This window comes from Streptomyces sp. NPDC033270 (assembly GCF_055576575.1).
On the sequence record NZ_JBVIRA010000038.1, the window covers coordinates 12,799 to 33,023 of the forward strand.

At 73.4% G+C, this 20,225-nt stretch carries 16 protein-coding genes; 13 read left to right on the forward strand and 3 right to left on the reverse strand.

Annotation, left to right across the window (positions count from 1 at the left end; all coding sequences use genetic code 11):
• The first annotated feature begins 160 nt into the window (after positions 1–160).
• The 4 genes from ispG to ACZ5XZ_RS35715 all read left to right on the forward strand — a co-directional run bounded on the left by ispG (position 161) and on the right by ACZ5XZ_RS35715 (position 5,239).
• Positions 161–1,318: a flavodoxin-dependent (E)-4-hydroxy-3-methylbut-2-enyl-diphosphate synthase gene (gene ispG / locus ACZ5XZ_RS35700; protein WP_399147234.1), complete on the forward strand. Its 1,158-nt coding sequence runs from the start codon at positions 161–163 to the stop codon at positions 1,316–1,318.
• Positions 1,319–1,527: 209 nt separating this feature from the next.
• The gene (locus tag ACZ5XZ_RS35705; protein ID WP_468986020.1) at positions 1,528–2,373 is read left to right on the forward strand and encodes a GNAT family N-acetyltransferase; all 846 of its coding nucleotides are present in this window, start codon (positions 1,528–1,530) and stop codon (positions 2,371–2,373) included.
• A gap of 47 nt (positions 2,374–2,420) precedes the next feature.
• Positions 2,421–2,954 carry a GNAT family N-acetyltransferase gene (locus ACZ5XZ_RS35710; protein WP_468986023.1) on the forward strand — a complete coding sequence of 178 codons (534 nt, stop codon included), beginning with the start codon at positions 2,421–2,423 and terminating at the stop codon, positions 2,952–2,954.
• 575 nt (positions 2,955–3,529) lie between these two features.
• Positions 3,530–5,239 (forward strand): proline--tRNA ligase, encoded by a 1,710-nt coding sequence (locus ACZ5XZ_RS35715; protein ID WP_468986026.1) that lies wholly within the window; start codon positions 3,530–3,532, stop codon positions 5,237–5,239.
• 75 nt (positions 5,240–5,314) lie between these two features.
• Here the strand turns inward: ACZ5XZ_RS35715 and ACZ5XZ_RS35720 are convergent, their stop codons facing one another.
• From ACZ5XZ_RS35720 to ACZ5XZ_RS35730, 3 genes are all read right to left on the reverse strand, one after another.
• Positions 5,315–6,226, reverse strand: a complete 912-nt coding sequence (locus ACZ5XZ_RS35720; RefSeq protein ID WP_468986028.1) for an aminoglycoside phosphotransferase family protein — start codon at positions 6,224–6,226, stop codon at positions 5,315–5,317.
• Between the two features lie 122 nt (positions 6,227–6,348).
• Positions 6,349–6,873, reverse strand: coding sequence for a ferritin-like domain-containing protein (locus ACZ5XZ_RS35725; protein ID WP_468986030.1), 525 nt, complete (start codon positions 6,871–6,873; stop codon positions 6,349–6,351).
• Positions 6,874–6,940: 67 nt separating this feature from the next.
• Positions 6,941–7,438, reverse strand: coding sequence for a hypothetical protein (locus ACZ5XZ_RS35730; RefSeq protein WP_468986084.1), 498 nt, complete (start codon positions 7,436–7,438; stop codon positions 6,941–6,943).
• A gap of 160 nt (positions 7,439–7,598) precedes the next feature.
• Between ACZ5XZ_RS35730 and rimP the strand changes: the two genes are divergently transcribed.
• The 9 genes from rimP to ACZ5XZ_RS35775 all read left to right on the forward strand — a co-directional run bounded on the left by rimP (position 7,599) and on the right by ACZ5XZ_RS35775 (position 19,741).
• Complete coding sequence (gene rimP / locus ACZ5XZ_RS35735) at positions 7,599–8,150, forward strand: ribosome maturation factor RimP (protein WP_468986033.1); 552 nt, start codon at positions 7,599–7,601, stop codon at positions 8,148–8,150.
• 2 nt (positions 8,151–8,152) lie between these two features.
• Complete coding sequence (gene nusA / locus ACZ5XZ_RS35740; protein ID WP_384442784.1) at positions 8,153–9,145, forward strand: transcription termination factor NusA; 993 nt, start codon at positions 8,153–8,155, stop codon at positions 9,143–9,145.
• A 141-nt stretch (positions 9,146–9,286) separates the two neighbouring features.
• A complete protein-coding gene (locus ACZ5XZ_RS35745; RefSeq protein ID WP_468986036.1) occupies positions 9,287–9,565 on the forward strand; it encodes a YlxR family protein in 279 nt (92 codons plus the stop codon).
• A gap of 176 nt (positions 9,566–9,741) precedes the next feature.
• Positions 9,742–12,834 (forward strand): translation initiation factor IF-2, encoded by a 3,093-nt coding sequence (gene infB, locus ACZ5XZ_RS35750; protein ID WP_468986038.1) that lies wholly within the window; start codon positions 9,742–9,744, stop codon positions 12,832–12,834.
• A 126-nt stretch (positions 12,835–12,960) separates the two neighbouring features.
• A complete protein-coding gene (locus tag ACZ5XZ_RS35755; protein ID WP_362834049.1) occupies positions 12,961–13,254 on the forward strand; it encodes a DUF503 domain-containing protein in 294 nt (97 codons plus the stop codon).
• Between the two features lie 66 nt (positions 13,255–13,320).
• Positions 13,321–13,776 (forward strand): 30S ribosome-binding factor RbfA, encoded by a 456-nt coding sequence (gene rbfA, locus ACZ5XZ_RS35760; RefSeq protein ID WP_468986040.1) that lies wholly within the window; start codon positions 13,321–13,323, stop codon positions 13,774–13,776.
• Positions 13,773–14,702: a tRNA pseudouridine(55) synthase TruB gene (gene truB / locus ACZ5XZ_RS35765; protein WP_468986042.1), complete on the forward strand. Its 930-nt coding sequence runs from the start codon at positions 13,773–13,775 to the stop codon at positions 14,700–14,702. Before rbfA ends, truB begins: the two co-directional genes overlap by 4 nt.
• A 232-nt stretch (positions 14,703–14,934) precedes the next feature.
• Positions 14,935–18,612: a hypothetical protein gene (locus tag ACZ5XZ_RS35770; protein ID WP_468986043.1), complete on the forward strand. Its 3,678-nt coding sequence runs from the start codon at positions 14,935–14,937 to the stop codon at positions 18,610–18,612.
• 172 nt (positions 18,613–18,784) lie between these two features.
• Positions 18,785–19,741: a bifunctional riboflavin kinase/FAD synthetase gene (locus ACZ5XZ_RS35775; RefSeq protein WP_468986046.1), complete on the forward strand. Its 957-nt coding sequence runs from the start codon at positions 18,785–18,787 to the stop codon at positions 19,739–19,741.
• The last annotated feature ends 484 nt before the right edge of the window (positions 19,742–20,225 follow it).

A 20,225-nucleotide genomic window follows, 5' to 3' on the forward strand; every position in this document is an offset into this window, starting at 1 on the left:
CGACGGTCGGGTACCTCCGCGGCGTTTGGAGGTGCCCGACCGTCCCCTTTCGGGGGGCCTCAGGGGAGCGATGTGCCTCCCACAACCCTTGTGCCGTAACCTCGAAGACCGGAGCCCGCCGAATCGGGACCTTGATCCATACCTTGGGGTTGCTCGCCAGATGACTGCCATTTCACTGGGAATGCCGGACGTACCGACCAAGCTGGCCGACCGTCGGGTCAGCCGGAAGATCCACGTCGGTCCGGTCGCCGTGGGCGGGGACGCACCGGTCTCGGTGCAGTCGATGACGACGACGCGGACGTCCGACATCGGTGCGACGCTCCAGCAGATCGCCGAGCTGACGGCCTCCGGCTGCCAGATCGTCCGGGTCGCCTGTCCGACCCAGGACGACGCCGACGCGCTGCCGGTGATCGCCCGGAAGTCCCAGATCCCGGTCATCGCGGACATCCATTTCCAGCCGAAGTACGTCTTCGCCGCCATCGACGCCGGCTGCGCCGCGGTCCGCGTCAACCCCGGCAACATCAAGCAGTTCGACGACCAGGTCAAGGAGATCGCCAAGGCGGCCGGCGACGCCGGCACCCCCATCCGGATCGGCGTCAACGCCGGCTCGCTCGACCGCCGCCTGCTGCAGAAGTACGGCAAGGCGACCCCCGAGGCGCTGGTGGAGTCCGCGCTGTGGGAGGCGTCCCTCTTCGAGGAGCACGGCTTCCGCGACATCAAGATCTCGGTCAAGCACAACGACCCGGTCGTGATGGTCAACGCCTACCGCCAGCTCGCCGCCCAGTGCGACTACCCCCTGCACCTCGGCGTCACCGAGGCCGGCCCCGCCTTCCAGGGCACCATCAAGTCCGCGGTCGCCTTCGGCGCGCTGCTCAGCGAGGGCATCGGCGACACCATCCGCGTCTCGCTGTCCGCGCCGCCCGCCGAGGAGGTCAAGGTCGGCATCTCCATCCTGGAGTCGCTCAACCTCCGCCAGCGCCGGCTGGAGATCGTCTCCTGCCCGTCCTGCGGCCGCGCCCAGGTCGACGTCTACAAGCTCGCCGACGAGGTCACCGCCGGCCTGGAGGGCATGGAGGTGCCGCTGCGGGTCGCCGTCATGGGCTGCGTCGTCAACGGCCCCGGCGAGGCCCGCGAGGCCGACCTCGGCGTCGCCTCCGGCAACGGCAAGGGCCAGATCTTCGTCAAGGGCGAGGTCATCAAGACCGTCCCCGAGTCGAAGATCGTCGAGACCCTCATCGAAGAGGCCATGAAGATCGCCGAGCAGATGGAGAAGGACGGCATCGCCTCCGGCGAGCCGACCGTGGCCGTCGCCGGCTGACCCCCGCCGCCGCACCACCGCAGAGCCCCGCCGCCCACCCCGGGCAGCGGGGCTCGCGCCGTGTCCGGGCCGGCCGGTGCCGGGCCGCGAACCGCCCCGCGCCGCCCGTCCCGCCTGGGGCCGGGTGCTCCCGCGCGCAGGGAGGTAAAGTGCCAAGACCTGCTCCCGCCTGGCCTCCCAGGCCCCGTAACGGTGAGGCATTCCGACACGTGCTGACGACCACGACCATCAAGGTCCTCGAGCCCGGGGAGCTCGATGACGCGCTCGCGGTGCTCGACCGCGACCCGGTCGCCAACGCCTTCGTCGCCGCCCGCGTGCAGATCGCCGGCCTCGACCCCTGGCGGCTGGGCGGCGAGATGTGGGGCTGGTACGTCGGCGGCCGCCTGGAATCGCTCTGCTACGCCGGCGCCAACCTCGTCCCCGTCTGCGCGACCTCCGAGGCCGTCCGCGGCTTCGCCGACCGCGCCCGCCGCCAGGGCCGCCGCTGCTCGTCGATCGTCGGACCGGCCGGCCCCACCGCCGAGCTGTGGTCGCTGCTGGAGCCGCACTGGGGACCGGCCCGCGAGATCCGCGCCCACCAGCCCCTGATGGTCACCACCTCGCCGGCCGCCGAGATCGCCCCCGACCCCTACGTCCGCCGGATCCGCAAGGACGAGATGGACCTGATCATGCCGGCGTGCGTGGCCATGTTCACCGAGGAGGTCGGCATCTCCCCGATGGCCGGCGACGGCGGGCTGCTCTACCAGGCCCGGGTCGCCGAACTCGTCGGATCCGGCCGCTCCTTCGCCCGGATCGAGGACGGCAAGGTCATCTTCAAGGCCGAGATCGGCGCCGCCACCCAGCGGGCCTGCCAGATCCAGGGCGTCTGGGTCGACCCCGCCCACCGCGGCAGGGGCCTGTCGGAGACCGGCATGGCGGCCGTGCTGCGCTACGCCCTCAGCGACGTCGCCCCCGTCGTCAGCCTCTACGTCAACGACTTCAACACCGCCGCCCGCGCCTCCTACCGCCGGGTGGGGTTCGAGGAGGTCGGCGCGTTCATGAGCGTGCTGTTCTGACGGCCGTGGCCGTACTGTTCCGGCCCGCGGCCTTGTACGCTCCGACCATGGATGACGTCGCGGTCGGCCCCCTCGATCTCGCTGCCCGTGTGGACGACGCGCTCGCCGTCCAGGCGCTCGCCTTCGGACTGAGCGACGAGGAGATCGCCGTGCGCCGGCACATCGTGCTGCGCCACCTCGGCTGCGCCGGCGCCCGCGCCCTCGGCGCCACCACCCCCGCCGGCCGGCTCGTCGGCTTCGTCTACGGCATGCCCAACGACCGCGCCCACTGGTGGTCCACGGTCGTCGAGCCGTATCTGCGCGCCGTGCGCCTCGACCACTGGCTCGACGACTCCTTCACCATCACCGAGCTGCACGTCCACCCCGCCTACCAGGGCCGCGGCATCGGGCGGGCGCTGATCACCCGAATCACCGACGAGGCGAGCGAGCCGCGCTCCATCCTCTCCGCCATCGACGTCGAGAGCCCGGCGCGCGGACTGTACCGCTCGCTCGGCTACCAGGACATCGCCCGCCGGGTGCTGTTCCCCAGCGCGCCCACGCCCTACGCGGTGATGGGAGCGACGCTGCCGCTGAGGCGCTAGACGCTGCGCTTGGCTGGCTTCCCACGTTTTCGGCCGTCCCGCCGTGAGGGTTTCGCTTGGTTCGCCTGCGGCGGGCTGGTGCCGCTGCGCGGGGCGTTTTCGGCAGCGGGTGCGCCCCTCCGGACTCCGTCCTGCGGTCCGCCCCCTCCCGTAGTGGGGGGAGGAGACCGGTGGGGGTGGGCGTCGGCGTTCGTGTGCCGGTGGTCGACGGATCAGGTGTGCCCCCACCGGCCTGTTTTCCCACCCACTCACGGGAGGGGACAGACCGTAGGACGGAGTCCGTAGGGCTGTCACCGCAGCCGACAACACCACGCCCGCCGCAGGCGCAACGGCGCCACGGGGCCGCACCCGACAAACAAACGCCCGCCGCCAGGCGCAACGGCGCGAAGCCAAACAAGTCGGCCGCAGCAAAGCGCAGCGGAGGGGCCCGCCGCAGGCGCAACGGCGAGAAACCCCCACGGCGGGCCAGCCGACAACGTGGGAAGCCGGCCCAGCGCAGCGCTATGCATTTCCGCGCGGCACACCCCTACAGCTAACCTCCAGGGAGTCACCTTTCTTACGCAGGAGAAACTCCCATGGCCAACGCCGCACAGGTCCAGCGCATGTCCCGCTTGATGATCAAGACACTGCGCGACGACCCGGCCGACGCCGAGACCGCCAGCCACAAGCTGCTCGTCCGCGCCGGGTACGTCCGCCGCTCCTCCGCCGGCATCTGGACGTGGCTGCCGCTGGGCATGAAGGTCCTGGAGAACGTCTCCCGCGTCGTGCGCGAGGAGATGGACGCGATCGGCGGCCAGGAGGTCCTGCTGCCGGCCCTGCTGCCGAAGGAGCCCTACGAGATCAGCGGCCGCTGGGAGGAGTACGGCGACCTGCTCTTCCGCCTCAAGGACCGCAAGGGCGCCGACTACCTCCTCGGCCCCACCCACGAGGAGATCTTCACCCTCACGGTCAAGGACCAGTGCACGTCCTACAAGGACCTGCCGGTGATCCTCTACCAGATCCAGATCAAGTACCGCGACGAGGCCCGTCCCCGCTCCGGTGTGCTGCGCGGCCGCGAGTTCCACATGAAGGACTCGTACAGCTTCGACACCACCGACGAGGGCCTGGAGCAGTCCTACGCGCTGCACCGCCAGGCCTACCAGAAGATCTTCGAGCGCCTCGGCCTCGACTACCGCATCGTCTCCGCCGTCTCCGGCGCGATGGGCGGCTCCGCCTCCGAGGAGTTCCTGGCGCCCGCCGCGGCCGGTGAGGACACCTTCGTCGACTGCCCGTCCTGCGACTACGCCGCCAACACCGAGGCCGTGACGGTCAAGGTCGCCCCGGCCGACGGCTCGGGCCACGGCCCCGTCGAGGAGCTCGACACCCCCGACACCCCGACCATCGAGACGCTCGCCGAGTTCCTGGACGTACCGGCCTCCGCGACGCTGAAGAACCTGCTGGTCAAGGTCGACGGCGAGATCGTCGCGGTGGGCGTCCCCGGCGACCGCGAGGTCGACATGGGCAAGCTCGGCGAGCACCTCGCCCCGGCCACCGTCGAGCTGGTCACCGCCGAGGACTTCGTGGCGCACCCCGAGCTGGTCCGCGGCTACGTCGGCCCGCAGGGCCTGGCCGGCAAGGCGTTCAAGTACGTCGCCGACCCCCGCATCGCCCCCGGCACGGCCTGGGTCACCGGCGCCAACAAGGAGGGCAAGCACGCCCGCAACGTCGTCGTGGGCCGTGACTTCGAGGTCGACGAGTACCTCGACGTGGTCGTCGTCGAGCCCGGCGACCCCTGCCCGCAGTGCGGCGCCGGCCTGCGCATCGACCGTGCCATCGAGATCGGGCACATCTTCCAGCTCGGCCGCAAGTACGCGGACGCCTTCGAACTCGACGTCCTCGGCCAGAACGGCAAGCCGGCGCGGGTCACCATGGGCTCCTACGGCATCGGGGTCTCCCGCGCGGTGGCCGCGCTGGCCGAGCAGACTCATGACGACAAGGGCCTGTGCTGGCCGCGCGAGGTCGCGCCGGCCGATGTGCACGTCGTCGCGGCGGGCAAGGCCAAGCAGACCGAACTCGCGCTGGAGGTCGGCGAGCGGCTCGGCGCCGCGGGCCTGCGGGTGCTGGTCGACGACCGCCCGGGCGTCTCGCCGGGCGTGAAGTTCACCGACGCCGAGCTGCTGGGCGTGCCGACCATCGTGGTCGCCGGTCGCCGCGCCGGCGAGGGCGTCGTCGAGGTCAAGGACCGCCGCACCGGCGAGCGCGAGGAGCTGACGGTCGAGGAGGCCGTCGCCCGGCTCGGCGCCTGACGCCGCGCAGCGAACGGGCCGGCCGGGACGCTCACCCCGGCCGGCCCGTCCGCCTGCCCCGCTTTCGCCCGCGCCCTACAGCCAGGCGGCGAACTCCAGCAGCAGTTCGCCCCGCCGGCGGTCACCCACCGCGACCTCCCGGACGCCCGCGTCCACCGCGCGGTACAGCGTCCAGTGGCGCAACCGCTCCCGGTCCACCTCCAGGGAGTCGGCCAGCTTGCCGACCCGGCGGCGGACCGCGGCGGCCGCGCCGGAGCCGGCCATCACGTCCTCGAAGCGGTCCAGCACCAGCGCCGCCAGGTCGTAGGCCCGCTCGCCCACCACCGGGTCCGGGCCGATCGCCAGCCACGGCGCCCGCTCACCGGCCAACACTTTGCCCTGCCGGAACGCGCCGTGCAGGAGGAACCGTTCGTCGGAGCCGGCCGGCAGGGTGCGCCCGAGTTCCTGTGCCTCGTCGACCAGTGGAGCGGCCGACCCGGTGAGCGCCCCGGCCGTGCGCAGCGCCTCCACCGCCTCCTCGGCACGGCCGGCGAGCGTCTCGAAGGGGTGGTCGGCCCCGGGCGCCACCCACAGGCGGCGGACGGTGCCGGCCGCCTCCAGCAGCGCCTTGGCCTCGGGCAGCGACCGCAGCGAGACCGCGCTCTGCAGCCGCTCCAGCAGCAGTGCGCCGCTCTCCTCGTCGGACCGCAGCAGACGTACGGCGCCCCAGCCGTCCCATATCTCCAGCGCGGCCGCCTCGTGCGCGGACCGCCGGCCCGGCACCGGGAACTTCAGCGCCGCGGGGGTGCCGTCCTGCTGCCGTACGAGCGCCAGCAGGCTGCTGCGGCCACCGGGGGCGTGCACCCGTTCCAGCGTCAGCTCCCAGGCGTCCAGCCGCTGCTGAATCAGCGTCGGCAGCGCCCGCAGCCACCGCTGTGCGGGGCTGTCCGGATCGCCGCTGAGCGAACTCACCAACCGCTGCGGCGGTTCGATGGGTGCCGTTGCCATGCTTGAGCTGTCCCTTCAAGCGGAGCCCTCGCAGCATCCTGCGAGGGCCCCGCACGTCGTCCTGGGCTCAGGGCCTGTCCGACTCGGTCAGGGTCGGAAGGGGCGCTGAGACCGCCGGTCGTTCACAGTGCGCCCGTGGAGGCGCTCGCGGAGCCGGACGGAGCCGCGGCCGCGGCCCGCTCCACGAGCCCAGGGAAGGCTACGCCGCCGCCGCGCCAGCGCACCGCCCGCACCGCCGCCTCGCGCAGTGCGGCGGCCGCCTCCCGGCGCCTGGCCCGGCCGCCGGCCCGCACCAGATCCGCGTAGACGGCGGCCAGCCGGTCCTCCAGCTCCGCCGCCAGCCGGACCGCGGCGGCCGCGTCGGGCACCGGGAAGGGCAGCGCGTAGGCGGCGGCCGCGGCGCGCGGCGTGCCGCCCAGTGCGCGCACCTCGCGGTGCAGTGCGTCCCGGCGCGCCCGATGGGCGTCGTACGCCGCCAGGGCCTCCTTGCGCCGGTCGTCGGCGATCCGGCCGCCGACCACGCCGTAGCCGTAGACCGCCGCGTGCTCGGCGGCCAGCGCCGCCTGCACGGCCGTCAGCTCGTCCCGCTCGTCCCGTTCGTCGTCGTCTCGGTGTTCCGGTCTGCCGCGCCCCGCTGCCGCGTTCATGCGTACGCCCCTTCGCTGGTCACTGTCCGTGGTGCCGGTGCCGATATCGCCGTGCCCAAGTCCGTCATCAGGCCGGGTCCGTCAGCAGGTACGCGTGGGCCGCGCCGGACGCGGCCACCGAGGCCAGCAGCCGGGCCAGCTCGGGCGGTGCGGCGAGCAGGTCCTTGGCCCGGGCGTCGGCGAGCCTGCGCTCCGCGTCGGCGAGTGCGCTTCGCGCGGCCTTCTCGTCCTCGGGCACCGACGGCGCGGCGACCTCGTGTGCCGGTCCCCGGGAGTGCGTGGCGCTGGGGGAGGGGGCGGCGTCGTCGGTGAACGCCCGGGCGTGCCGGGCCACTTCGGAGCGCAGCGGGCGCAGCCGCTCCTCCAGTGCGGGGTGCGCGGTCAGCGTCGCGTCATAGCGCGCGAGCAGCGCCGTGCTGCCGCGGGCGGAACGCTCGCGCAGCCGGTCGGCGGCCGAGGAGTGTTCGGCCCGGTCGGGGCCGTCGTCCTCGGCGCAGCCGGTCAGCAGCGCGGCGCCCCCGAGGGCGGCGCCGGCCAGCAGGGTCCATCTGCGCGTGAGCGCCACTTTCGGCACGTTGCACTTCCCGGGGTCTTCCGTCGTGATCACCGCAGGCGAGAGTATCCGTGACGACCCACCGAATCGTCAGTACCCCGCCGGAACCGATAGGCTTTGACCCGACACGCGACCCACCCACAACAGCACACGCGGCCGAGGAGTCACCCGGATGAGCACGACCCAGAGCGAGAGGCTGCGCGGATTGCTTGAACCGCTCGTCGCCGCGCGAGACCTGGATCTGGAAGAGATCGAGGTGACACCGGCAGGCAAGCGGCGGGTGCTGAGGATCGTGGTCGATTCCGACGAGGGCGTCCAGCTGGACGAGTGCGCCGAGCTCAGCCGTGAGGTCTCCCAGGTCCTGGACGACTCCGACGCGATGGGCGGCGCGCCGTACACCCTTGAGGTCACCTCACCGGGCGCCGACCGGCCGCTGACCGAGCTGCGGCACTACCGCCGCGCCGTCGGCCGCCTGATCAAGGCCCAACTGACCGACGCGGCAGGGGCCGGGGAGCTGGTGGCCCGGATCACCGCCGTGGACGACGAGGGGCTCGACCTCGAGGTGCCGGGGGTCAAGGGACGCAAGCCGACCGCGCGCCGGGTCTCCTTCGACGAGATCGCCAAGGCGCGCGTGGAGCTGGAATTCAGCCGCAAGTCCGACAAGGCCGACAAGCGCGACGTGTCGCACGACGAGAAGATCGACGAGAACAAGGAGGAGGCGTAGCCGTGGATATCGACATGAGTGCCCTGCGGGGTCTGGTGCGGGAGAAGGAGATCTCGTTCGACCTGCTGGTCGAGGCGATCGAGTCGGCCCTCCTCATCGCGTACCACCGCACCGAGGGCAGCCGCCGGCGGGCGCGGGTGGAACTGGACCGCAGCACCGGCCATGTGACGGTGTGGGCGAAGGAGGATCCGGAGGATCTGGAGGAGGGCGCCGAGCCGCGCGAGTTCGACGACACCCCCTCGGGCTTCGGGCGGATCGCGGCGACCACCGCCAAGCAGGTCATCCTGCAGCGCCTGCGGGACGCCGAGGAGGAGATCACCTTCGGCGAGTACGCAGGGCGGGAGGGCGATGTCGTCACCGGCGTCGTCCAGCAGGGCAAGGACCCCAAGAACGTCCTGGTCGACATCGGCCGCCTGGAGGCCATCCTGCCGGTGCAGGAGCAGGTCCCCGGCGAGGACTACGCACACGGCACCCGGCTGCGGTCGTACGTCGTCCGGGTGGTCAAGGGGGTGCGCGGGCCGTCCGTCACGCTCTCGCGCACGCATCCCAATCTGGTGAAGAAGCTCTTCGCCATGGAGGTGCCGGAGATCGCGGACGGTTCGGTGGAGATCGCCGCCATCGCCCGCGAGGCCGGACACCGTACGAAGATCGCCGTCCGGTCCACCCGTTCGGGCCTCAACGCCAAGGGCGCGTGCATCGGGCCGATGGGCGGGCGGGTGCGCGCCGTGATGGCCGAGCTGCACGGCGAGAAGATCGACATCGTGGACTGGTCGGACGACCCGGCCGAGCTGGTCGCCAACGCGCTGTCGCCGGCCCGGGTCAGCAAGGTCGAGGTCGTGGACCTGGCGGCGCGCTCCGCCCGGGTCACCGTCCCCGACTACCAGCTGTCACTGGCCATCGGCAAGGAAGGGCAGAACGCCCGGCTTGCCGCCCGGCTGACCGGCTGGCGGATCGACATCCGTCCGGACACCGAGCAGCACGCACCGCAGCACTGACATCACCGGCGGTAGCCGGCCCGCGTTCGCGGCCCTCCGGGAAAATCGGTGGTGCCGCGGCGCTCGGCCGGGAATTCTGAGCAGCGGTCCGTCCTTTTACCCCATAGGGGCCGGGTCCGCGCGGGGAGGTAGACTTAAGCAGTGTCTGGCCGGACGCATGCCCGCGCATGCCCTGAGCGCACATGTCTGGGATGCCGGGAGCGAGCGGCCAAGGGCGATCTGCTGCGCATCGTGCAGATCGAGGGTGAGTGTGCCCCCGATCCTCGCGGTACGCTACCCGGCCGGGGTGCTTATGTGCACCCGACACTGGTCTGCCTCGACCTGGCGGTTCGCCGCCGCGCGTTCCCCCGGGCCTTTCGGGGCCGGGGCCCGTTCGACACGACGGATCTGCGTCGGTTCCTCGAAGGGGGCGCCGGTTGAAGCCGCCACTGCATAACGCACAGCAAGAAACGCACAGCGCACGGAAAACCGTGCGGTCAGGTACCTCGCGAGTCGGAAGTAGGTCGAGATTGCGATGAGCACTCGATGAGTACGCGATGAGTACGCCCATGAAGTAGCGACGGTCCGGTGGACACCCCGGACCTAGAAGGAGCGAAGTGGCTAAGGTCCGGGTATACGAACTCGCCAAGGAGTTCGGCGTTGAGAGCAAGGTCGTCATGGCCAAGCTCCAAGAACTTGGTGAATTCGTCCGTTCGGCGTCCTCGACGATCGAGGCGCCGGTTGTTCGCAAGTTGACCGACGCTTTCCAGGCAGGCAGCGGCAGCGGCCGCTCCGCCGGTAAGCCCGCGGCGCCGCGCAAGTCGGCCCCCGCGAAGCCGTCGGCGCCCTCTCCGGCGCAGGCGGCTCGTCCTGCTGCCCCGAAGCCGGGCGCCCCCAAGCCGGGCCCCGCGGCTCCGGCCCCCGCCGTCTCCGAGGCGGCACAGGCCCCCGCGGCCCCCAAGAGCACTCCCGCCGCCGGCCCCACCCCGGGCCCGCGCCCCGCCCCGGCGCGCCCCGCGGCACCCAAGCCCGCTCCGGCCGCCCCCGCGCAGCCCGAGTTCCAGGCTCCGCCGTCCGCGCCGGCCGCTCCCGCCGCCGGTTCGTCGGCTCCCCGCCCGGGCACCCCCGGCCCGCGTCCGGCCCGTCCGGCGTCCGGCCAGGGTGGTCAGGGTCGTGGCAACGCTCCGCGCCCCGGCGCCGAGCGCCCCGCCCCGCGTCCCGGCGGACGTCCGTCCGGACCCCGTCCGGGCAACAACCCCTTCACCTCCAGCGGCTCCACGGGCATGGCCCGTCCGCAGGCCCCCCGTCCCGGTGGCGCCCCGCGTCCCGGCGGCCAGGGCGGCCCCGGCGGCCCGCGTCCGCAGGGCGGCGGCCAGGGTGGTCCCCGTCCCCAGGGCCAGGGCGGCGCGCGTCCGACCCCCGGTGGCATGCCCCGTCCGCAGGGTGCGGCTCCCGGCGGTGGCGCCGGCCCGCGTCCCGGCGGCGGTAACCGCCCGAACCCGGGCATGATGCCGCAGCGTCCGGCTGCCGGCCCGCGTCCGGGCCCCGGTGGCGGTGGCGGTCGCGGTCCCGGCGGCGCCGGTCGTCCCGGTGGCGGCGGTCGTCCCGGTGGCGGCGGCGGCTTCGCCGGTCGTCCCGGTGGTGGCGGCGGCGGTCGTCCCGGCGGTGCCGGTGGCGGTTTCGCCGGTCGTCCCGGTGGCGGCGGTCCCGGTGGTGGCGGCGGCTTCGGCGGCGGTCGTCCCGGCTTCGGCGGTCGTCCCGGCGGCCCCGGTGGCCGTGGTGGCACGCAGGGTGCGTTCGGCCGTCCCGGCGGTCCCGCGCGTCGCGGTCGCAAGTCGAAGCGGCAGCGCCGTCAGGAGTACGAGGCCATGCAGGCCCCGTCGGTCGGCGGCATCATGCTGCCGCGCGGCAACGGTGCGACGGTTCGCCTGTCGCGCGGTGCCTCGCTGACGGACTTCGCGGAGAAGATCAACGCCAATCCGGCGTCGCTGGTCCAGGTCATGCTGAACCTGGGCGAGATGGTCACCGCGACCCAGTCGGTCTCCGACGAGACGCTGCAGCTGCTCGCCGACGAGATGAACTACCTCGTCGAGATCGTCAGCCCGGAGGAGGAGGACCGCGAGCTGCTCGAGTCCTTCGACATCGAGTTCGGCGAGAACGAGGGCGGCGAGGAGATGCTCGTCGCGCGTCCGCCGGTGGTGACCGTCATGGGTCACGTCGACCACGGTAAGACCCGACTGCTCGACGCGATCCGCAAGACGAACGTCATCGCGGGCGAGGCCGGCGGCATCACCCAGCACATCGGTGCCTACCAGGTCGCGACCGAGGTCAACGACGAAGAGCGTCGGATCACCTTCATCGACACCCCGGGTCACGAGGCGTTCACCGCCATGCGTGCCCGTGGTGCCAAGTCGACCGACATCGCGATCCTCGTGGTGGCGGCCAACGACGGTGTCATGCCGCAGACGATCGAGGCCCTCAACCACGCCAAGGCGGCCGACGTGCCGATCGTGGTCGCGGTCAACAAGATCGACGTCGAGGGTGCCGACCCGACCAAGGTGCGCGGTCAGCTGACCGAGTACGGCCTGGTGGCCGAGGAGTACGGCGGCGACACCATGTTCGTCGACATCTCCGCCAAGCAGGGCCTGCACATCGACAGCCTGCTGGAGGCCGTGGTCCTCACCGCGGACGCCTCGCTCGACCTGCGCGCCAACGCGGAGCAGGACGCGCAGGGCATCGCGATCGAGGCCCACCTCGACCGTGGCCGCGGCGCCGTGGCCACCGTCCTCGTTCAGCGCGGCACCCTGCGGGTCGGCGACACGATGGTCGCCGGCGACGCGTACGGCCGGGTCCGCGCCATGCTCGACGACAAGGGCAACAACGTCGAGGAAGCGGGTCCGTCGACCCCCGTCCTGGTCCTGGGTCTCACCAACGTCCCGGGAGCCGGCGACAACTTCCTCGTCGTCGACGAGGACCGTACGGCCCGTCAGATCGCCGAGAAGCGCGCGGCGCGCGAGCGCAACGCCGCCTTCGCCAAGCGCACCCGCCGGGTGTCCCTCGAGGACCTCGACAAGGTGCTCAAGGCCGGTCTGGTGCAGGATCTCAACATCATCATCAAGGGCGACGCGTCCGGTTCGGTGGAGGCTCTCGAGTCCTCGCTGCTCCAGCTCGACGTCGGCGAAGAGGTCGAGATCCGGATCCTGCACCGCGGTGTGGGTGCGGTCACCGAGTCGGACATCAACCTGGCGACCGGCTCCGACGCGATCGTCATCGGCTTCAACGTGCGGGCCGAGGGCCGCGCCACGCAGATGGCCGAGCGCGAGGGCGTCGACGTCCGCTACTACTCGGTCATCTACCAGGCGATCGAGGAGATCGAGGCGGCCCTCAAGGGCATGCTCAAGCCGGAGTACGAGGAGGTCGAGCTCGGTACGGCCGAGATCCGCGAGATCTTCCGCTCGTCCAAGCTCGGCAACATCGCGGGTGTGCTCATCCGCTCCGGCGAGGTCAAGCGCAACACCAAGGCGCGCCTCATCCGCGACGGCAAGGTGGTCGCGGAGGACCTCAACATCCAGGGTCTGCGTCGCTTCAAGGACGACGTCACCGAGATCCGCGAAGGCTTCGAGGGCGGTATCAACCTCGGAAACTTCAACGACATCAAGGTCGACGACGTCATCGCGACCTACGAGATGCGGGAGAAGCCGCGCGGCTGATCACGCAGCGATCGACTGGGGCCGGTCGGCGGAGCGTAAACTCCGTCGATCGGCCCCGGCCGTTGCGTGTACGGTTCGAAATGACACGTACACCTAAGGCCCCACGGGTGGCTTGACCCGTCTTGCATGTACGTAGGGACGCTGTCCTTCGACCTGCTTCTCGGCGACGTACGGTCGCTCAAGGAGAAGCGCTCCGTCGTCCGCCCGATCGTCGCCGAGCTGCACCGCAAGTACGCGGTGAGCGTGGCGGAGGTCGGGGACCAGGATCTGCACCGCCGGGCGACGATCGGCCTGGCGGTGGTCTCTGGGGACGCCGGGCATCTCACCGATGTCATGGACCGCTGCGAGCGCCTGGTCGCCGCACGGCCCGAAGTGGAGCTGCTGTCGGTACGCCGGCGGCTGCACGGCGATGACGACTGACCCGATGGCAGGGCACGTCGCCGCCGGTGGAAGCACAATTGTGAAAGACAAGAAGGAGACGGACCAGTGGCCGACAATGCGCGGGCGAAGAAGCTGGCGGACCTCATCCGGGAGGTGGTCGCCCAGAAGCTGCAGCGCGGAATCAAGGACCCGCGGCTCGGTTCGCACGTGACCATCACGGACACCCGGGTCACCGGCGACCTGCGGGAGGCTACGGTCTTCTACACGGTCTACGGAGACGACGAGGACCGCGCCAGCGCCGCCGCCGGACTGGAGAGCGCCAAGGGCATCCTGCGCTCCGCGGTCGGCGCCGCGGCCGGTACGAAGTTCACGCCGACCCTGGCGTTCGTGGCGGACGCCCTGCCGGACAACGCCAAGACGATCGAGGACCTGCTCGACAAGGCCAAGGCCTCGGACGCCAAGGTGCGCGAGGTCTCCTCGGGCGCCCAGTACGCCGGCGAGGCCGACCCGTACCGCAAGCCGGGCGAGGACGAGGACGACGAGGGCACCGCGGCAGAATGAAGCGTGAGAGCAACAAGCCGGGCGGTCTTGTCATCGTCGACAAGCCGGCCGGCTTCACTTCGCACGACGTCGTGGCGAAGATGCGCGGTATGGCCCGCACCCGCCGGGTCGGGCATGCCGGCACCCTCGACCCGATGGCCACCGGCGTCCTCGTCCTGGGCCTGGAGCGGGCCACCAAGCTGCTCGGGCATCTCGCGCTGACGGAGAAGGAGTACGTCGGCACGATCCGGCTGGGCCAGATCACGGTCACCGATGACGCCGAGGGGGAGATCACGGCGTCGAAGGCGGCGCACGGCATCGCCCGCGACGACATCGACGCCGGGGTCGCCCGGCTGTCCGGCGCGATCATGCAGGTCCCGTCGAAGGTCAGCGCCATCAAGATCAACGGCAAGCGGTCCTACTCGCGGGTCCGCGACGGCGAGGACGTGGAGATCCCGGCCCGTCCGGTGACCGTCTCCTCGTTCGTGGTGCACTCCGCGCACGAGACCGAGGCCGACGACGGCACCCCGGTGACCGATCTGCTGGTCTCCGTCGAGTGCTCCTCGGGCACCTACATCCGCGCCCTGGCCCGCGACCTGGGCGCCGGGCTCGGTGTCGGCGGGCATCTGACCGCGCTGCGCCGCACCCGGGTCGGCCCGTACAAGCTGGACCGGGCGCGCACCCTGGAGCAGCTGCAGGCCGCGGTGGACGACCCCGAGGGCGGCGGACTGCCGATCATGCCGCTCGCCGAGGCCGCCGACGCGGCGTTCACCCGCTGGGACGTCACCGAGCCGCAGGCCCGGCTGCTCCTGAACGGCGCGCGGATCCCCATGCCCCGTTTCGAGGGCGACGGCCCCGTCGCGGCCTTCGGGCCGGACGGGCGGTTCCTGGCGCTGGTGGAGAACCAGGGCGGGAAGGCCAAGAGCCTGGCGGTGTTCGCCCTCTAGCTCAGGGATGGTGGTGGAACGCGGGCCGTCCGGACAGGCACGGAGCACCGGTCCGCGCTCCACCATCCCCCTCCGCTTGATCTCTCTCCAGGGCGTCCGGCCCATTCACTCATTCGGTCAGGCGCTCGGAGTGAATCAAGGCGCGGAGGGGGGCGCGTTCACAGCGCGGCCTGCCGAGACGATCACCGCCTGCCTACCGTCGGGGTACGGGACCGGGCAGGAGGAATCGGCAATGGCGTTGCTGGCCGCCGATGCGGACATGGCACTGGTGCGCATCCGCGATCTGGCAGGTCGGACGCGCGGTACGGGGTTCCTCGCGGACCACGACGGCACGGTCGTCACCAGCCACGAGGCGGTGGACGGGGCGCAGCGGCTGCTGCTGCAGCCCATGATGCACTCCACCGCCACGGCCACCGGCGCCCCCGCCGGATGGGCCCGCCCGGTGGAGCCCGACGCCATCACCTCCCTCCCGGAGACCGGCCTCGCCCTCGTACGGACCGAGGGCTTCCGGCAGCACCGCCTCGCGCCGCTGCCCCTCGCCACCCGCCGCCCGGCCGCGGGCACCCGCGCACGGCTGTGGGCGGGCGGCTGGCTGGACGGCACGGTCGTGGGACCCGGCGAGGGGGTGGCGTACACGGCCGCGGACCGGGTCCATCTCCTCGACGACACCCTGGAGTTGGGCCTGTGCGCGGGCGGCCGGGAGGCGTTGCGGCTGGGCGGCCCGGCGGTCGGCGGGCCGGTGCTGGACGCCCGCACCGGCGTCGTCCTCGGCGTACTGGGCACCGCGCTGCACAGCGGGCGCCGGGCGGACGGTTTCGCGATCGGGCTGCGCGCGGCCGCCGAGGCCGCACCCCGGGGGGCGCTCGCCGCGCTGCTGGCCCGCAACGCGGCGACCGTTCCCGCGTACGGCGACGAGCTGAACCCGGCCGGCGCGCTGCGGCTCACCGAGGTCTGCACGGACTCGGCGGAGCGGCCGCGCCAGTGGCGCCAACCGGTCGAACGGCCCGACCTGCGGGCCGAGTTCACGCATTTCCTCGAGGGCGACGAGGCGGCCGGTGCCCGGGTGCTGGCGCTGGTGGGGGACCCGGGGACCGGGCGGAGCACGGAGCTGGCCCGGCTCGCCGCCAGTCGCGCGGCGGGCCCGGAGGCGGCCCCGACCGTCCGGCTGCGCGGCGCGGAGCTGCGGGCCGACGACGACGGCGTACGCGGCGCGGTGGCGCGGGCGCTGCGCTCCGCGGGTCGGACCCTGGCCGCCTCGGGCCGTACGGCAGGCGACCCGGCGAACACCACCCCCGACGCGCTCGCCCACCTGGCGGCCGCGTCCGGCCGCCCACTGCTGGTGCTCCTCGACGGGCCGGAGGAGATGCCGCCGCAGCTGGCGCAGCACGAGCGGCTGGCCGCATGGACCGCCGCGACGGCCGACTGGCTGCGCACGGCCGGTGTGCGGCTGATCATCGCCTGCCGCCCCGAGCACTGGGAGCGGGCCGGTGCGCTCTTCCCGCCCGGTCTGCTGCACCAGCCGCGCCATCCGGTGCCCGCGCTGCCCGCCTGCGCGGGGATCGGCGACCTCCCCAGGCGGGCGGCGGAGCGCGCCCGCGGCCTCTACGGGCTGCCGCCCGGCGCACCGGCCGCGCCGGACGCCCGGCACCCGCTGGCCCTGCGGCTGCTCGCGGAGGTCCAGGCCGCGCTCCCCAAGGGCGACGCGTCCGGGCCGGCCGCCGACGGGCCGGCCGCCGTCGGCGCCCCCGACCGGCACCAGATCTTCGACGCCTACCTGGACCTGGTGTGCCTGCGGATCGCCGTACGGATCGCGGCCGCGATCCGGCCCGCGCCGCGCGGCACCGCCGTGCGCCGCCTGGCCGCCCAGGTCGCCGGCCGGGTGCACGAGGCGGCCCGTCGCTGCCTCGGCTCCGGACCGGGCGCGCTGGAGCCGGCGTGCTTCGAGGAGATCTTCCCCCGGGAGTCGGGATGGGCCGCCGCGGTCCTGGCAGAGGGGCTGCTGGTCCCGGCCGGCCCCGGATACCGCTTCGCCCACGAGGAGTTCGCGGAGTGGCTGCAGGGCGCCCACGCCGACGTCGATCTGCTGCCCGTCCCCGGCGGGCACCGCATCGGACCGGCCGTCGAGGCCCTGCTGCTGCTCGCCCGGCGCCGGGGAACGGTACAACTCGCCTTTCGGCTCGCGGAGTTGGTGCGGATCGCCACCGCCGCCCAACCGGTCGCCGGGCAGGCCGCGGACGGCCGCCGGTGGGCCGCCCAGGTCCTGGCCGGCGCACTGCTCCGGGCGCCCGACGCCACGCCGTACACCGGCGTGCTGCGGCTGCTCGCCGACCGGATCACCGAACGGTCCCTGAGGGCGGGCGGCTTCGACCGTACGGGCCTGACGGCGTTCAGCCCGTGGTTCTGGGCCCGGCTGGTCCTGGCGGAGGAGGACCGGATGGATCTGCTGCGCCGCCTGCTGCCGGCCGACGGGCCACCGGCCGGGGCGGGCCGGCCGCCGGGCGCCCGCCCGCCCGCCGGACGCCACCCCTTCGCCCGGCCGCCCCGGGTGCGGGTCCACCCGGCTCCCGGGGAGACCGCCGAGGAGGCGCCGCCCGAAGAGGCCGCCGACCCGCGGCCGGCGCGCTTCCTCGACGCCGCGGCCGACCTGCTGCGCGCCCACCCCCGGCGCATCCAGCCCCTGCTGTGCGCCTGGTTCGACGACACCCGCCCGCTGCCCCGCCCCGGCGCGGCGGCGACGGGCCGGGAGCGCCCCGCGCGTGCCGTCCCCCGCGAGGTCACCGTCGCCGTGGCCGCCCAGGCCCTGCTGCACACCCACCGCCGGGGGGCGCTCGACGGGCTCCTGGAGGCGCTGGTGGCGGCCGCGCACCCCAAGGGCGACGAACTGCTGGACGCGCTCGCCGAGGACGAGCCGTCGGCGCTGTGCCGGGCCGTCGGCCGCTGGGCGCACGATCAGCGCCCCGAGCGCCGCCTCGCCGCCGTGTCCTACGGGCTGCGGGTGGCCCCGTACGCCACCGCGGAGGCCGACCGCGCGATGCTGCGCCAGGCCGCCCTGCGCCTGTTGTCCCGGGCCGCCGACGAGGCCCACCACGGCTCCGCGCTCGCCCTGCTGGTGGGCGATGCGGTGACCCGCCCGTGGTTCCTGGACCGGGCGCTGGCCCGTTTCGTCGCCGGCGATCCGCAGCTGCCGCCGACGGCTTTCACCGGCGCCCTCGCCGACCACCCCGATACGGTGCTGGCCGCCTTCCGCGCCCGGCTGGTCGACGGAGCGGGCCCGCCGGTGGCGGCGGCGCTGCTGCGGATGCTGGCCGGCCTCGACGAGCCGGAGCTCGCCGGCCGCGCCGCCGCCCTGGTCCGCGCCTACGCCGGTCAGTGCCCGGACCGCGCCGCGCAGCCGGTCGCCGCGTTCGTCGCCCACCGGCTCGACCGCGGACCGGCCGCCCGCGCCGCGCTCGGCCCGCTCGCCGTGGAGCTGCTGACCGGCCACCCCGCGCCGGTCCGCTGCGCCCTCGCCGCCGTCCTGGCCGAGCCGGGCTCCCTGGACTCCGCCCCGCTGCGCCACGACCTGCTGGAGGTGCTGCTGGCGCGGGAGACGTCGGGCGCCGCCGCGGGCGCCGGGCGCGCGGAGGACGAGCCGGACACCCGCGTACTGGAGGCGCTGCTGCGGGCGGCCGCCGAGGGCGCGGAGCGCCGGCCGGAGGCCCGCACCCGGGAGCTGGTGCACCGCACCGGGACGCTGCTGGTCCGTACGCCGGAGGGGGCGGCCCGCTTCGAGCGGCATCTGGTGGAGCTGGGACGCCGGGTGCCCGGCTTCGCACGGCGGGTCCGGCACTGGGTCGCGGCCGAGCCGGGGGAGTGGGCCGAGGTGGTGGGGCCGGGCGCCCGGGCGACGCTCGCCGCGGCGCCCGGCTGACCGGTGTCCCGACGGGAACCGGAGCGTCATGGTCCGGTACGCACCGGTCCGGCGGACGACCGCTGGGCCACCCTTCGCACGAAGCACCACCCGCGGCATGGCAGTCTTAGACCTGCGCCATGCCGACATGGCGCACAGGACTGACCAAGAGTTCGGGCGAGGAGCGGGCACAGTGCAGCGCTGGCGTGGCTTGGAGGACATCCCCGAGGGCTGGGGGCGCAGCGTCGTCACCATCGGCTCGTACGACGGAGTGCACCGCGGCCACCAATTGATCATCGGGAAGGCCGTCGAGCGGGCCCGCGAGCTGGGGATCCCGGCGGTGGTCGTCACCTTCGACCCGCACCCGAGCGAGGTCGTGCGGCCCGGCACCCACCCGCCGCTGCTCGCGCCGCACCACCGGCGCGCGGAGCTGATGGCCGACTTGGGCGTGGACGCGGTGCTGATCCTGCCGTTCACCAAGGAGTTCTCGAAGCTGGCGCCCGCCGACTTCGTGGCCAAGGTGCTGGTCGACAAGCTGCATGCGCAGATCGTCGTCGAGGGCCCCAACTTCCGCTTCGGGCACAAGGCGACCGGCAACGTCGACACCCTCGCCGAACTCGGCACCACCTACGACTACACGGTGGAGGTCATCGACCTCTACGAGAGCGGTGCGGCGGGCGGCGGCAAGCCGTTCTCCTCCACGCTCGCGCGCGGGCTGGTCGCCGAGGGCGATGTGGCCGGTGCGATGGAGGTCCTGGGGCGGCCGCACCGCGTCGAGGGCGTCGTCGTGCGCGGCGCCCAGCGCGGCCGTGAACTGGGCTTCCCGACCGCCAACGTGGAGACCCTGCCGCACACCGCGATCCCGGCCGACGGCGTCTACGCGGGCCTGCTGCAGGTCGAGGGCGAGGCGATGCCGGCGGCCGTCTCGGTGGGCACCAACCCGCAGTTCGACGGCAAGGAGCGCACGGTCGAGGCGTACGCCATCGACCGCGTCGGGCTGGACCTGTACGGGCTGCACGTCGGGGTGGACTTCCTCGCCTACATCCGCGGCCAGGAGAAGTTCGACACGCTCGACGCCCTGCTGGAGCGGATGGCGGTCGATGTGAAGCTGGCCCGGGGGCTGATCGCGGCGGCGACGACGGTGGACTGAGGGGCCACCGACAGCCTCAGCGGCGTGTTCGTTCCCTGCGTGGTCGTTCCCCGCGTGTTCTTCCCGTCCCGCGCGTTCTTTTCCTCTCCGCCCACCTCCACCTACCCGCATCTTCTTTTTCCCCTCCGCCCACCCCCCTTACAGGGGGGTGGGCGGGTGTAGTGGTGCGGTCGCGGTGTGGCCGCGGTGCGTTCGCACGCCTGAAGACCGGTACCCCGCTCGCTCCCCTGGCGCCAACTCGGCTGATTCCAGGCGGAGTTCGGCCGACCCCGGTTCGCTCGTTCGGCGTATGCCGGGGTACGGCGCATGACGTGGTGTGACGCGATGCGGGATCTGACGAGATATGGGATCTGACGCGATACGGGATCGATCTGACGCGATACGGGAACTGACGCGATACGGGGCGGGGGGGGGGGGGGGGGGGGGGGGGTGGGGGGGGGTGGGGGGGGGGGGGGGGGGAGAGAGGGGGGGGGGGGGGAAAGAA